Origin of the sequence: Anaeromyxobacter dehalogenans 2CP-1 (genome assembly GCF_000022145.1) — a bacterium.
In the GTDB taxonomy this organism is placed as follows: Bacteria; Myxococcota; Myxococcia; order Myxococcales; family Anaeromyxobacteraceae; genus Anaeromyxobacter; species Anaeromyxobacter dehalogenans.
The window spans coordinates 672,144-685,276 of record NC_011891.1 but is presented as its reverse complement, the minus strand read 5'-3'; the positions used below and the strand labels follow the sequence as shown (position 1 = coordinate 685,276).

The 13,133-nt window shown below is 76.1% G+C and carries 12 protein-coding genes; 5 read left to right on the top strand and 7 right to left on the bottom strand.

The genetic code is table 11. From position 1 onward, the window contains the following. Positions 1 to 91: 91 nt before the first annotated feature. Both A2CP1_RS03030 and A2CP1_RS03025 read right to left on the bottom strand, forming a co-directional pair. Complete coding sequence (locus A2CP1_RS03030) at positions 92 to 1,186, bottom strand: helix-turn-helix transcriptional regulator (RefSeq protein WP_012632012.1); 1,095 nt, start codon at positions 1,184 to 1,186, stop codon at positions 92 to 94. Next, positions 1,183 to 2,187, bottom strand: coding sequence for a helix-turn-helix transcriptional regulator (locus A2CP1_RS03025; protein WP_012632011.1), 1,005 nt, complete (start codon positions 2,185 to 2,187; stop codon positions 1,183 to 1,185). Before A2CP1_RS03025 ends, A2CP1_RS03030 begins: the two co-directional genes overlap by 4 nt. Before the next feature lie 80 nt (positions 2,188 to 2,267). On the opposite strand from A2CP1_RS03025, the gene A2CP1_RS03020 reads away from it, so the two are divergent. Next, on the top strand, positions 2,268 to 2,894 hold the full coding sequence (locus A2CP1_RS03020; protein ID WP_012632010.1) for a DUF1054 family protein: 627 nt from the start codon (positions 2,268 to 2,270) through the stop codon (positions 2,892 to 2,894). A gap of 134 nt (positions 2,895 to 3,028) precedes the next feature. Here A2CP1_RS03020 and A2CP1_RS03015 read toward each other — a convergent pair whose 3' ends face one another. Further along, positions 3,029 to 3,892 (bottom strand): hypothetical protein, encoded by an 864-nt coding sequence (locus tag A2CP1_RS03015; protein ID WP_012632009.1) that lies wholly within the window; start codon positions 3,890 to 3,892, stop codon positions 3,029 to 3,031. Between the two features lie 166 nt (positions 3,893 to 4,058). Between A2CP1_RS03015 and A2CP1_RS03010 the strand changes: the two genes are divergently transcribed. From A2CP1_RS03010 to A2CP1_RS02995, 4 genes are all read left to right on the top strand, one after another. Continuing rightward, complete coding sequence (locus tag A2CP1_RS03010) at positions 4,059 to 5,609, top strand: sensor histidine kinase (protein WP_012632008.1); 1,551 nt, start codon at positions 4,059 to 4,061, stop codon at positions 5,607 to 5,609. Continuing rightward, positions 5,606 to 7,027: a M16 family metallopeptidase gene (locus A2CP1_RS03005; protein ID WP_012632007.1), complete on the top strand. Its 1,422-nt coding sequence runs from the start codon at positions 5,606 to 5,608 to the stop codon at positions 7,025 to 7,027. The genes A2CP1_RS03010 and A2CP1_RS03005 overlap by 4 nt, the downstream gene beginning before the upstream one ends. A 154-nt stretch (positions 7,028 to 7,181) precedes the next feature. Continuing rightward, positions 7,182 to 7,616: a bacteriohemerythrin gene (locus A2CP1_RS03000; protein ID WP_012632006.1), complete on the top strand. Its 435-nt coding sequence runs from the start codon at positions 7,182 to 7,184 to the stop codon at positions 7,614 to 7,616. A 96-nt stretch (positions 7,617 to 7,712) separates the two neighbouring features. After that, a complete protein-coding gene (locus A2CP1_RS02995; RefSeq protein WP_012632005.1) occupies positions 7,713 to 8,030 on the top strand; it encodes a hypothetical protein in 318 nt (105 codons plus the stop codon). A gap of 27 nt (positions 8,031 to 8,057) precedes the next feature. On the opposite strand, the gene A2CP1_RS02990 is transcribed toward A2CP1_RS02995, so the two are convergent. Genes A2CP1_RS02990 through dapF form a run of 4 tightly spaced genes read right to left on the bottom strand, consistent with a single transcriptional unit; the run spans position 8,058 to position 13,016 of the window. Then, complete coding sequence (locus A2CP1_RS02990; protein ID WP_012632004.1) at positions 8,058 to 8,858, bottom strand: PhzF family phenazine biosynthesis protein; 801 nt, start codon at positions 8,856 to 8,858, stop codon at positions 8,058 to 8,060. Between the two features lie 9 nt (positions 8,859 to 8,867). Next, positions 8,868 to 10,334, bottom strand: a complete 1,467-nt coding sequence (locus A2CP1_RS02985) for a response regulator (RefSeq protein WP_012632003.1) — start codon at positions 10,332 to 10,334, stop codon at positions 8,868 to 8,870. 12 nt (positions 10,335 to 10,346) lie between these two features. Continuing rightward, positions 10,347 to 12,215 carry a GGDEF domain-containing response regulator gene (locus A2CP1_RS02980; protein ID WP_012632002.1) on the bottom strand — a complete coding sequence of 623 codons (1,869 nt, stop codon included), beginning with the start codon at positions 12,213 to 12,215 and terminating at the stop codon, positions 10,347 to 10,349. Next, the gene (gene dapF / locus A2CP1_RS02975) at positions 12,216 to 13,016 is read right to left on the bottom strand and encodes a diaminopimelate epimerase (protein WP_012632001.1); all 801 of its coding nucleotides are present in this window, start codon (positions 13,014 to 13,016) and stop codon (positions 12,216 to 12,218) included. It abuts the gene before it with no gap. Positions 13,017 to 13,133 lie beyond the last annotated feature (117 nt).

Sequence of the window (13,133 nt, the reverse complement as noted above, 5' to 3'; positions counted from 1 at the left end):
GGGATCCCAGGGCCGTCGCGCGACCCTGGGTCATTCGTTCCCGGGACAGCGGCCCCACCCCGCACGGTGCGTGCCGGACGCACCCGGCGCGTCAGCGGTAGCGCGCCAGCGTGCGACGCACCGTCTCGGCGAACGCGCGGCGCGCGGCGGCCGGCGCGACCACCTCGGCGCCGCCACCCAGCGAGAGCGCGAACCGGGTGGCCCAGTCGTTCCCGGCGCCGGCCACCTCCACCACGGCCCCGCCGCCCGGCGTCCGCTCCACCAGCGAGATGCCGGGACGCGACACCGCCCAGGGCGCCGCCTGCGCGCCGAGCCGGATCCGCACGGGCTCGCCGGCCGCCTCGGAGAACAGGCGGGCCCTGGCCAGCTCGGCCTCGGTGGGCGGCTCGAAGCGCTCCGGCAGCAAGGTGCACTCCCGGATCCGGTCGAGGCGGAAGGCGAGCGCCTTCCCCCGCTCGGCGTCGTGCCCGTACAGGTACCAGTGGCCGAAGCGCTGCGCGAGCGTGTACGGGCGCACGGTCCGGTCGGTCTCGGCGTCGCGCGAGGCGGAGTGGTAGGCGAGGCGCACCGCGCGCCGCTCGGCGATGGCGCGCTGGAGCCGGCCCAGCACCGAGTCCCGCGCCGGGGGGGCGCCGGCGTAGATGCGCTCCACCAGCTCGTCGAAGCTGGCGCGCCGGTCGCGGGGGACCGAGTCGCGGAGCGCCTTCACGGCGCGCTCGCGCCCCTCGCCGCCCAGCGCGGCCGCGGCCGCGGCGAGCGCGGCGGCTTCGCTCTCGGTGAACCGCGGCGGGCGCGAGAAGCTCTGGTGCAGCGCCACGTAGACGCGGTCGCCCTCGACGTAGAGGTCGAGGAAGTCGTCGGGGGCGAACGGGGGCGAGCCGACCTCGAGCAGGAAGTCGAGGTCCTCGAGCAGCTCCTTCTCGGTGCAGCCGCAGCGCCGCGCCAGGTCGCGCACCGGGATGCCCGGGTGGCGGACCGCGTAGGGCACGAGGAACAGCACGCGGCGGAGCCGGTCGCGCGGGTCGGCCTTCTTCGGCGCGGCGGGCGCGCGGGCGGAGGGACGGGGGGCGGCGCGCGCGGCACCGCGGGCCGGCTTCGCCGCCGGCGGCGCCTTGGCGGCCGCCGCCTTCGTGGGCGCCTTCGCCCGCGCCCCGGCGGGACGGCGCCGCGACCCGGCGGCGCTCACGCCAGCTCCTCCGCGAGCTGCTCGAGCACCGCCCGCGCGCGGTCGCGCAGCGCCTTCGGCGCGAGGAGCTCGGCCCCGTCGCCCAGCGCGAGCACGTGGCGCAGCAGCCCCTCGCCGTTGGTGGCGTCCACCTCCACCAGCGTGGCCGCGCCGTCCTCCCGCACGCGGGCGCGAGCGCCGAACGAGGCGAGCACCTCGGCCGAGACCGGCGGCTCGAGCCGCACCTTGCACCGCACCGGCGCGTGGACCGAGTACTCCCAGGCCTCGCGGGTGGCGTGATCGGCGAGCGAGAAGTCCTTGCGCGGCTGGAAGTCGGGGGTGCGCCGCGCGGACGGGTTCACCGTCAGCGACTCGATCCGGGACACGTGGAACGTGCGCAGGTCGCGGCGCAGGTGGCACCAGCCCACCAGGAACCAGGCCCCGCCGCGCTGGAACAGGCCGTACGGGTCCACGTCGCGCTCGGTCTGCTCGCGGCGCTCGGCGCCGAGGTAGGCGAGGTGCACGCGCTTCTTCAGCGCGATGGCGCGCGACAGCTCCTCCACGATGGGCCCGACCGCCGGCCCGGGGCCGTCGCCCTCGCCCAGCCGGCGGGCGGCGAACGCGGCCGCCTCGGAGGCACCCGGCGCCCGCGCCGCGAACGACAGCTTGTTGAGCGCGTGGGCGAGATCGCGAGCGTACGGGAAGGTGCCGGTGGCGAGCGCGGCGGAGCCGGCCAGGTACAGGAGCGCCAGGTCCTCGGGAGGGAGCTTCAGGTCCGGCAGGTAGAACTCGTCCCGGTCGATGAGGTAGCCGGCGGGGAGATCCTCGTCGCCGCTCGCGTAGCGCACCGGGATCCCGAGCTCGAGCAGGTCGGCCTTGTCGCGCTCGAACTTGCGGATCGCGGCCTCGCCCTTGCCGCCGTAGTCCTCGGGGAACTGCTCCTGGATCTCGCGCCAGGAGACCGGCTCGGCGGCCTTGAGGAGGAGCGCCGCGAGATCGAGGAGCCGCTGATCCTTCTGCATCGCGCGAGAACGTCGCAGAGCCCGCCCGGCCAGTCAATGTGCTAAACTGGCGGTTCCCCCGGGAGCGCGGGAGCGTGCTGATGGCAGGGCTGGGACTCGGTCCACCCGACTTCGCGCTGTTCGAGCTCGGCGATCCCGACGAGCGCGCCCGGGCCCTCGAGGAGGAGCTCCAGCCGAAGCTCCTCGCCCTGGGCGCCCAGTGCAGCTCGGGCCTCGCGCGCGTCGCCGGCAAGGAGCTGTTCGTCCACCCGGGGAAGCTGCCGCGCCGCCGCAACGCCGCGCCCGAGGAGGTGCTGGTCGCCTTCTCCGACAGCCCGAAGGGCTACCGTGGGCTCGCCTTCCTCGCCGTGGTCATGACCCGCGAGCACCTGCACGCCCGGGTGGGCGTGCGGGGCGACTCGCCGCGGCGCACCGGCATGCAGCGCGCGCTCGAGCGCGAGGCCACCAACCTGGCGCGCAAGGGGAAGCCGTTCCGGAAGCTCCGCGAGTTCCTGGACTGGAACCACGAGGAGTTGCCCGAGCTCGCCCCGGCCCACTCGACCGCGTTCTGGCTGGAGATGGGCGAGGCGCTCGCGCCCGGCGGCGCGGGCCTCGACCTCGGGATCGCGTGGACGCAGGAGGAGGCGCGGAGCATCGCGCTGGGCGACCTGCTGGGCGTGTTCCGCGATCTGGCGCCGTTGTACAAGGTTCTGGCCAACGCCGAATGAACGGATGGCGGGGCGTGCCGCCCCGCCGAGCAAAGCGCGTCGGGGCCCCACCCCTGGCTGCGCGGCTCCCGTGACCTCGCGCGCCCGCGCGCGCGGGCCCCGCGAGCGCGGCTGCGCCGCGCGGTGCCGCTGCCCTACGCCGCCGTCGAGCCGCCCGGCTCGCCCTCGCCGTCGCCCTCCGGCGCGGCGGGCGGCGTGGCCGCCTCGGCGCGGGCCGCCTCCTTCTGCGTCAGGCGCCGCTCCTCGCGCGCGGCCTGGCGCACGGCCTCGACCAGCTCGTCGTGATCCTTGCGCAGCGCCTCGTGGCGGCGGCGCAGCTCGGCGTACCGATCGCCGGCGAGCTCGAGCTCGCTCTTCTGGACGATGAAGACACGCTTCTCGGTCTCGAGCCGGCCCCGGACGTTCTTCACGTCCTTCTCCAGGTCGGCCACCCGCTTGCGCGCCTCGGCGAGCTTCGCCTCGGCCTTGTCGGCCCGGTCCTTCTCCGCCGCGAGGCGGCCGTCGTCGGCCGCCGGCGCGGCCGGGGCGGCGGGCCTCGGCGCGGGCACGACCGGCGCGGGCGCGGCGACCTCGACCGGCCGGGCCTCGAGCCGCTTCACCGCGGCGGCGGCCTTCTCGAGCTCCTTCTCCAGCGCGCGCGCGCGGGTGGCCTGGTGCTCGGCCTCGGCGCGGGCCTCGGCGAGCCGGGCGGCGAGCTTGTCGATCTCGACGCGGAGCGCCTGGGCGCCGCCGGCCTTCTTCGCCGCCTCCTGCTGCTCGAACGCCTTCTTCTTGGTGCGCTCCAGCTCCGCCTTCACGGCGGTGGCGTCGTCGCGCCGCTCCTTCGCCTCGGCGCGGGCGGCGCGCTCCGCCTTGCGGGCCGCCTCCAGCTCCTCGCCGCGCTTCACGTCCTCCGCGGCGCGCGCGGCCAGCGCGGCCCGGGCGGCGCTGGCGCTGCGGAAGGAGAGCACGGCGATGGCGATGCCGACGAGGGCGACGACGAGGGCGAGGCCGGTCATGGGGTGAAGGCTCCGGTGTGGGACTCCTTCACTACCCCAGGTGCTCGCGCCTGGGAAGCACCACGGCCATGCGAGCGGGCGCCCGGCGCGGCGCTTGCGGGTGGCGCGGGTTAGGAACGTTCCCGCCCGCCGCCGGGCCGGGCACGGTAGGATCGCCGGCTCCCCCATGCGACGCGTCGCCACCAAGATCTTCCTCACCTTCGCGGTCGCCCTGGCGGCGTTCGCGGCGGTGGCCGGGTTCGGTGTGGCGCGCCTCCACGATCTGCGGCGCGACCTGCGCACGCTGTCCTCCGGCTACATCCCGCTCACCCGGATCGCGGCGCAGCTCGACGTGAAGGACTGGGTCACCGCCCGCGCGCTGGAGGCGCGGGTGCTCGACCCCGCCGCCCGGCGGGCCTACCTCCCGGTGGCGAGGGCGCACTTCCCCGCGCTGGTGCGCGAGAAGATCGAGGAGGGCAAGCGCGTGGCCGCCGGCGCGCGGCTCAACGCCTCCGGCGACGACGCCCACTTCCTCGGCGACGTGCTCGCCCGGCTGGACGGCCTCGCCGCGCGATGGGCCGACTACGATCGCGAGGCGCGGGCGCTGCTCGACGCGCTGGAGGGCGGGGCGGGCCTGGGCCCGGGCGCGGCGGCGTTCGACGCGCGCGTGGCCGCGGTGCGGCAGCTGGAGAAGGGGCTCAGCCTGGACGTGAAGCTGCTGCAGGTCGCGCTCGAGACGCAGATCGCCGACCGCGTGCACGCCGCCGAGCGGACCGAGGGGAACACCGTCGCGCTGACGGTGATCTACTCCCTGCTCGCGCTGGCGGTGGGCGTCGGCGCGGCGGCCATCTCGCAGCGGCTGCTCGCGCCCATCCAGACCTTGACCGAGGGCGTGAAGGCGGTCGCGGCCGGCGACCTCACCCGCAAGGTGGAGGCGCGCGGCCGGGACGAGATCTCGGTGCTCGCGCACGAGTTCAACGCCATGGCGGCCTCGCTCGACCGGCAGCGCGCCGACCTGCTCCGGGCGGAGCGGCTGGCCGCGGTCGGCCGCATCTCGGCGCAGATCACGCACGAGATCCGGAACCCGCTGAACGCCATCGGCCTGAACGCCGAGCTGCTCGCCGAGGAGATCGCCGCCCTGCCCGCGCCGCCGGCCGAGGCGACCGGGCTGGTGTCCGCGATCTCGCGCGAGGTGGACCGGCTGAACGCGGTGACCGAGGAGTACCTCCGCTTCGCGCGCCTCCCGCGCCCGCAGCTCGAGCGCCACGACCTGAACGAGATCCTGGGCGGCCTGCTCGACTTCCTCGGGCCCGAGCTCGCCGCCGCGCGCGTGGCGGTGCACCGCGCCCTGGCGCCCGGCCTGCCCGGCGTGCGCTGCGACGAGGGGCAGCTCCGCGCGGTGTTCCTGAACCTCCTGCGGAACAGCCGCGAGGCGATGCCCGGAGGCGGGACCGTGACCGTGGTGACCCGCCGGGCGGACTCCGGCGCGGCCGTCGAGGCCGAGCTGGGGGACACCGGGGGGGGGATCCCCCCAGGTGACCTGACGCGGATCTTCGAGCCGTTCTACTCCACGAAGGAACGCGGCACCGGCCTGGGGCTCGCGTTCACCCAGCAGGTCGTCGAGGAGCACGGCGGGACCATCCGGTGCGAGAGCACCGTGGGCCGGGGAACGATCTTCACCCTCCGCTTCCCGGCGGTCCAGGACAGGGTGGAACACGAGGTGGGTGCAGCCACATGAGGCGGTCGAGCCGGCAGGTGCGGGTGAAGCAGCGCAAGGATGCGTCGGAGAAGCGGGGCGGCGCGTTCCGCGTGGCGCTGCCGCGCGCCCGGGTGGCGGCGCGCGTCCGGCGCGCGCAGGAGGACTGGGGGGAGGTGCACCGGGCCGTGCTGCCGAACGGCCTCCGGGTGCTCACCGCCCGCGCCCCCGGGCTGCACTCGGCCATGATCGCGCTCTACGTGCGCGCCGGCTCGCGCCACGAGACCGAGGCGCGCAACGGCGTCTCGCACTTCCTCGAGCACCTGTTCTTCCGCGGCTCGGTGGGCTACCCGGACACGGTGGCGATGAACGCCGAGGTGGAGGCCGCCGGCGGGAGCCTGAACGGGATCACCGCGCGCGACCACGGCTGCTACTACACGCCCATCCACCCCGAGGAGGTGGGCACCGGCCTGGCCGTGCTGGGCGACCTGATCCGGCGGCCGCTCCTCAAGGAGATGGACGTCGAGCGCGAGGTCATCCTCGAGGAGATCCTCGACGAGGTGGACGCGTCCGGCCGCGACATCGACCCGGACAACCTCTCGAAGAAGATCGTCTTCGGGCGCCACCCGCTCGGCTTCAAGATCGCCGGCACGCAGGAGATCGTGCGGCGGCTCCGCCCGCGCGACGTGCGCGTCCACCTCGAGCGCTTCTACACCGGCTCGAACCTGGTGCTGGCGGTGGCCGGGCCGGTGCGGCCGGACCAGGTGGCGGACCTCGCCGAGCGGCACCTGGGCCGGCTCCCGCGCGGACAGCTGAGCGTGGATGTCCCGGCGCCGGGCTGGCCGGAGGGGCCGCGGCTCGAGATGGTGGAGCACGACGACGCGCAGGCGGAGTTCTCGCTGTCCTTCCCCTGCCCGCCCGAGCGCCACCCCGACTACCCGGCCCACATGTGCCTGCGCCGGATCCTCGACGACGGGCTCTCCTCGCGGCTGCCGTTCGAGATCGTGGAGCGGCGCGGCCTCGCCTACTCGCTGCACGCCGGCATCGACACGTTCGCCGACGCCGGCATGACGGTCATCGACGGCGCCTGCGCGCCCGCCAAGCTGCCGCGGGTCATCGAGGAGGTCCTGCGCGTGCTCGGCGGGCTGGCCGAGCGCCCGGTGCCGGAGGAGGAGCTGCTCCGCGTCCAGCGGCGCCACCGCATGACGCTCGCCTTCTCGCTCGACTCCGCGGCCGACCTGGCCGGCTGGTACGGCGCCGGCGAGGTCCTGTCCGCGCCGGAGGGCTTCGAGGAGCGCTGCCGGCGCGTGGAGCAGGTGACCGCGGCCGACCTGCTGCGCGTGTCGCGCGAGACCTTCCGCCGCCGCAACCTGGTCGCGGTGGTGGTCGGGCCGTCGCGGCGCCGCGAGCGCGCGGCGGTGGAGCGCGTGGTCCACGGCACCGACGCCCTGCCGCGCTAGGCAGCGCGGGTGCGGCGCCTCCCGCGCAGGCGCGCCATTCACCCTGCGTGCCGCCCGCGAGGGCCGGCGGCGCGATCCGCTTGACCTGCGTCAGCGAGGCCCTTCCGCCCGCTGCCGCACGACCTTACCGTGGACGTGGCTCCGGGGGCCCGCCATGGCTTTGCACTGGACGAGCGTGCTGTCGATCGGCGTCCCCGAGCTGGACGCCGATCACCAGGAGATGTTCGCGCGGATGGACCGGCTGCACGACGCGATCCTCGCGGGCGATCGCTCGGAGGTCTCGCGCATGATCGCGTTCCTGCGCGAGCACGCGGTCCGGCACCTGGCCGCCGAGGAGACGATGATGCTCGCGATCGGCTACCCGGAGCGCGAGCATCACCTCCGGGAGCACGAGGCGTTCCTCGCGACGGTGCGGGAGCTGACGCGGCGGCACGACGCGAACGGCCCGACCGCGGTGCTGGTGCACGACGTGGAGCGCGCGGTGACGAGCTGGATCGAGGGCCACCTCGCGACGCACGACGTGGCGCTGGGCGCGTTCGCGCGCGAGCACCAGCGTCGCGGCCAGGTGGGCGAGCGCACGCCCGCCTAGGCGCCTGGCGCAGCGCGGTACGCAGCGGCGCACCGCGCGGAAGGGTGCGACCGGGGTGCGTCCGGCCGGCGGGCTTCATGCTAGGCTCGACGCTCCATGGCGGACTTCGTCATCCGCGCCGTCGAGCGCCTCCGGGAGGACCCCGGCTTCAGCCGCAACCGCTACTTCGTGGCGCTCTCGTCGCCCGAGGGGAAGCGGGCGCTGCGCATCCACCGGCACCTGCGCTCGCTCGAGCACGACCTCTCCGACGGCGCGACCGCCACGGTGGCACACGACGCCGAGCGGGTGCGCCTCACGCTGCGCGGGAAGCGCGGCGCCCGCACCGCCTGGCTGACGCGCGCCGAGTACCGGCTGCTGCTCACCAGCCCGGTGGCCCGCGCCGCGCTCGCGGCGGGCGGGCTGGATCCCGGCTAGCGCCGCCGTTCGCGCCGCTCGCCGGGCTCAGACCTCGATGGAGCCGGACAGGTACTCGGCGGCCCGGCCGGCGACGCGCACCTTTCCGGCGTCCGGCTGGTCCTCGCACGCGAGCCGGCCGCCGCGCCGCGAGACCTGCAGCGCCTCCAGCGTCCGACGGCCGAGCCGGTCCGCCCAGTAGGGCACCAGCGTGCAGTGCGCCGAGCCGGTGACCGGGTCCTCGGGGATGCCGACCTGCGGGGCGAAGTAGCGCGAGACGAAGTCCACCCCGGGCGTGCTCGCCGGCGCGGTGACCACGATGCCGTGGCCGGGCAGCTCCGCCACGGCCGAGAGGTCCGGCCGGAGCGCGCGCACCTCGTCCTCCGTCGGGAGCACCGCGACGTAGTCGCGGCCGAGCAGCGTCGCGTCCGGCGCGCGGCCGCCGAGGGCCCGCACCAGCGCGGGCGGCGGCCCGGCCGGCGCCGGCGGACGGCGGGGCAGCGAGAGGGCGATGCGGCCGGCGCCGTCGCGCGTGACCGTGAGCGTGCCGGCCTGCGTCCGGAACGCGACGGCGTCGCGCCCGCGGGCCAGGTGCTCGAAGACCACGTGCGCCGAGGCGAGCGTCGCGTGCCCGCACAGCTCGACCTCGACCTCGGGCGTGAACCAGCGCAGGTGCCAGCCCTCGCCCTCCGGGACCAGGAACGCGGTCTCGGAGAGCGCGTTCTCGGCGGCGATGGCGAGCAGCGTGGCGTCGGGCAGCCAGGCGTCGAGGGGGCAGACCGCGGCGGGGTTGCCGGTGAAGACGCCGCCGGTGACGAAGGCGTCCACCTGCCAGATCGGGATGCGCATGCGGCCGTTCTACACGAGCGGCGTGCGCGCGCCAGCGCCCGCGAGGAGCGCGCGCAGCCCCTCGGCCGCGTCGCTGCCCTCGAACGCGAAGCCGCCCGGCGCCTCGCGCAGCACCTCCGGCACGCGCGCCTCCGAGGGCCCGCACACCACCACCGGCAGCCGCTGCACCTTCACCAGCTCCTCCAGCAGCGGGTCGATCCCGTCGGCGGGCAGGAGCACCAGCGCGCCCACCGCGCCGGCCGCGAACGGCCGCCACAGCGGCATGAGCGCGCGATCGCCCGGCAGCTCGGCCAGGTCCACCCGCACCCCATCCGCCAGCGTGACGCGCCCCACCGTCCCGAAGCCACCGGTGGGCGGCTCCGGCTCGGGACGGAACCCCGGCACCGCCTGGAAGCGCGAGAGCGCGGCGCGGCGCGCCAGCGGCCCGCCGCCGGCCACCACGACCTTGCCGACGGTCTGCGGTCCGGAGGAGCGGCCGCGGGCGATGCGGGCGCGGAGCGCGTGCAGCTCGTGCGGCGCGAGGAGCTGGCCGCGCGGCTCCGGGGCGAGCGCCTCGCGCCGGCGGGCGTAGCCGTGCTCGAGCAGCGCGCCCACCGCGCGCATCGCCTCGAGGTCGGTGGCGCGGCAGCGGTCGAGCAGCTCCTGGAACGGGCGCGCCGCGCCGGACTGCAGCAGGCCCAGCACCTCCTCGGTGACCGGGTGCAGGCCGGCCGGGATCTCGCTGGGATGCACCGCCAGCTCGACGCCGTCCTCGGGCGCGGGCAGCTCCGGGAGCAGCCGCGCCACCTCGTCGGCCTGGCGCAGCCCCTCCAGCACCAGCTCCTCCACGCGCCGGTCGATCCGCTGCGCCGCGGGCGGCAGGCCGGGCAGGAACGCGAACTGGCCTTCACGGTGCGTGAGCAGGCGATACAGCGCCTTCTCTCCGACCACCGTCCCCATGGCCGCGTCCACCACCCGCCCCTCGGCGAGCGCGATGGAGGCGCGGTCACCCTCCCGCTCGACCGTGAGCGTGCCGGACTTCTTGTTCACCGAGAGGATCTGCAGCAGGTCCACGAGCGGGATCTGCGCCAGGTTGCCCTCGATCTCGCGCCCGTCGCCGGAGACCGCCCGCGACGCCTCGGCGCGGCGGAACACCTGCTCCACCCGCGCCAGCACCTCGTCCAGGTTGAACGGCTTGCGCAGGTAGAGCCCGAGCCGCGAGCGGTCCGGGTCGGACGAGACGCCGGTGATCACGACCGGGATCCGCTCGGTGCGCGGGTTGGTGCGCAGGATGCGGACGAAGCTTCGTGCGTCGAGCAGCGGGCAGTCCTCGTCGAGCAGGATGAGGTCGGGGAAGCGGAGGATGGCGGCCTGGAGCGCGCGCGAGCCGTCGCGGGCCGCGTGCACCTGGTAGCCGCGCTGGCGGAGCACCGGCGCCAGCGCCCGAACGGTGGCCGGGTCGGGGTCGGCGACGAGGATCTTGCGGACGGTGGCCATTCGCGCGGTCGCTCAGATCGGCTGGAGGTCGTACGCGGTCTGCAGCTTCGAGACCAGCGCGTCCACCAGCGGCATGTCGGAGGTGTGGAAGGTCCGGCCGTCCGGGCCGGCGAGCAGCGCGTACGCGGAGCGCTCGGAGAGGAACAGCAGGAACTCGTGGCCGGCGAAGCGCTGGTCGCCGTCCACGTACACCTCGGTGACGAGCGGGTGCGGCGCCGCCTCGGCGTCGGTGCCGCGCGGGCCGAGCAGGTACACGCGGGCGGAGGGATCGCCGGCGCGCGCGGCCGGGTCCCCGGGGGGCAGCGCCGCCCGGACCGGCGACGCGGCGAGCGCGGTGCGCAGCCCCACGTAGAGCAGGCCACGGGCGCGCGGGTCGCGCGCGATCTCGCGGGCCGCCTCGCGCTGCGCGGCCGCGAACAGCTCCGCGTCCGGCTGCAGCCGCGCGCTGGCCGAGCTGTCCGGCAGGCGCGCGGAGCCGGAGAGCAGCACGTCGGTCAGCTCCCAGAACGCGCCCGGCTCGAGGTCGCCGAGGTGCAGGCGGCGCAGCAGCGACCCGCGCTGGTCCTGCACGCGGTCGCGCGCCCAGTGGAGCAGCTCGTCGAAGTCCTCCCCGTCCTTCGGGAAGCTGGCGGCGCCGATCGAGAGGAGCACCGGCACGCGCTCCTCCATGGTCCGGACCGACGCCTCGCGCCGGACCTCCTCGGTGGCGCGGCGCACGAACATGAGCGCGCCGAAGTAGTCGGTCTCGGGGAGCAGCACGTAGTACTCGCTCTCCGAGACCTTCGCGAGGATGTCCGCGTCGCGGACCGCCCGCCCCACCGCCGCCACCAGGTCGCGCATCAGCCGCCGGAACGGCTCGCGCCCCGCCTCCTTGCGGAGCTGCTCGACGTTGTCCACCGAGAGCACCACCAGCGAGAACGCCCGGCCGTAGCGGCGCGCCTTGTAGAACTCCTTGCCGGCGTAGTCGACGAAGTAGGAGAGGTTGTACGCGCCGGTCTCGCGGTCGCGCAGCCCCACCCGCTCCACCGCCTGGAAGCGGCGCGCGTTCTTCACCGCGATGGCGGTGAAGTCGGCCACCACCAGCGCGGCCGCGTGCTCGTCACGGCCGAAGCGCCCGCGGGCGCGGTCGGAGAGCAGCGCCAGGCCGAGCGGCTCGTCGTCGGCCACGAGCGGCACCAGGAACGCCTCGCCGCCCCAGCCGTCCGGCGCCAGGAACGGCGCGCCGCCGCGCAGCGCGTCGGCGAACGCGGGATCGCGCGGGTCCACCCGGACCGGCAGCGCCGCCCGATCGACGAGGCCGCGATAGCCGCGCAGCGCGAGCTGACCCTTCTCGTCGGCCACCCACAGCGCCGCGCCCTGGGCGTCGGTGGTGCGCGCCAGCACGGAGAGCGCCAGGTCCACCAGCCGCTCGCCGTCGAGCGTGGCGAGGATCTGCAGGCCCTGGCGGTAGAGCGCCTGGGCCTTCACGAACTCGAGGTTCTCGGTGAGGAGCTGGCTGTGCTCGCGGCGGAGCCGCACCCGCCCGAGCACCCGCTCCGCCACGCGGAGCAGCTCGCCGGGCTCGAGCGGCTTCGTCAGGAAGTCGGAGCAGCCGGCCTTCATCGACTCGACCGCGAGCTTCACGTCCTCGCGCCCGGTGACCGCCACCACCTCCAGCTCCGGGTCGCGCCGCCGCGCCTCGCGGATGAGCCCCAGGCCGTCGAGGCCCGGCATCACCATGTCGGTGAGCAGGAGATCCACCCGCTCGGCGGCGAGCACCTCCAGCGCCTCCTCCGCCGAGGACGAGGTGCGGACCGCGTGGCCGGCGCCGGTCAGCACGTCGCGGAACAGCTCCTGGAAGAACCGCTCGTCGTCGACGACCAGGATCCGCCCGTTCGCCATCTAGAGGTCCGTCTCGCCGGTGAAGGCGCGCTCGGCCGGGCCGCGCATGGTGACGCCGACGAGATCGGGGGCCACGGTGATGGCGAGCGCGCCGCCCGGCAGCCGGACCTCCACCGGCGCGCCGGCGCGGGCGAGGCCGCGCGAGACCGCGGCCACCGCCGCGGCGCAGGCCCCGGTGCCGCAGGCGTCGGTCAGCCCCGCGCCGCGCTCCCAGACCACCAGGTCGATGCCCGACGGGCCGGGCCGGGCGAAGCCGACGTTCACGCCGCCCGGCACCAGCCGCTCGAGCGCGGGTCCGACCGCGAGCGCCCGCGCCCGCTCCGGCGCGTCGAACAGCACCGCGTGCGGGTTGCCCATCGACACGCGCAGCGCCCGGAGCGCCTCGCCGCCCACCCGGAACTCCTGCTCGCCCTCGAGCCGCGCCGGGCCCATCTCCACCGAGACCGCCTCCACCGCGCCGCCCGGGCCGCGGTGGATGGTGCAGCGCTTCGGCCCGGAGTCGGTGTCGACGACGAGGTCGCCGTCGAGGCCGCGCGTGTCGGCGAGGTGCCGGGCCACGCAGCGGATGCCGTTCCCGCACATGGCGGCCACCGAGCCGTCGGAGTTGAAGATGTGCATGGTGGCGGTGGCGCCGGCGGTGCGCGGCGGCAGGACGGTGAGCACGCCGTCGGCGCCCACGCCGCGGCGGCGGTCGCAGATCCGCCGGGCGCGCGCGGCGTCCATGAGCGGCCCGTCCACCACCACGAAGTCGTTCCCGAGGCCGTGATACTTCACGAAGGGCAGCGGCACGCGGCGCATCATATACCGGCGGCGCGCCCCGCGCTCCGGGTGCGCCGGGAGCGCTCCGGGGCGCCGCGAGGCGATACCGGCAGCGGGGCCGCCCGGGCAACGACGGCCGCCCGGCCGGCGCCCGCGCGC

Coding starts and splice junctions, on each gene's coding strand:
- A2CP1_RS03025 (WP_012632011.1), bottom strand. CDS start 2,187: ATGCAGAAGGATCAGCGGCTCCTCGATCTCGCGGCGCTCCTCCTCAAG.
- A2CP1_RS03020 (WP_012632010.1), top strand. CDS start 2,268: ATGGCAGGGCTGGGACTCGGTCCACCCGACTTCGCGCTGTTCGAGCTC.
- A2CP1_RS03015 (WP_012632009.1), bottom strand. CDS start 3,892: ATGACCGGCCTCGCCCTCGTCGTCGCCCTCGTCGGCATCGCCATCGCC.
- A2CP1_RS03010 (WP_012632008.1), top strand. CDS start 4,059: ATGCGACGCGTCGCCACCAAGATCTTCCTCACCTTCGCGGTCGCCCTG.
- A2CP1_RS03005 (WP_012632007.1), top strand. CDS start 5,606: ATGAGGCGGTCGAGCCGGCAGGTGCGGGTGAAGCAGCGCAAGGATGCG.
- A2CP1_RS03000 (WP_012632006.1), top strand. CDS start 7,182: ATGGCTTTGCACTGGACGAGCGTGCTGTCGATCGGCGTCCCCGAGCTG.
- A2CP1_RS02995 (WP_012632005.1), top strand. CDS start 7,713: ATGGCGGACTTCGTCATCCGCGCCGTCGAGCGCCTCCGGGAGGACCCC.
- A2CP1_RS02990 (WP_012632004.1), bottom strand. CDS start 8,858: ATGCGCATCCCGATCTGGCAGGTGGACGCCTTCGTCACCGGCGGCGTC.
- A2CP1_RS02985 (WP_012632003.1), bottom strand. CDS start 10,334: ATGGCCACCGTCCGCAAGATCCTCGTCGCCGACCCCGACCCGGCCACC.
- A2CP1_RS02980 (WP_012632002.1), bottom strand. CDS start 12,215: ATGGCGAACGGGCGGATCCTGGTCGTCGACGACGAGCGGTTCTTCCAG.
- dapF (WP_012632001.1), bottom strand. CDS start 13,016: ATGATGCGCCGCGTGCCGCTGCCCTTCGTGAAGTATCACGGCCTCGGG.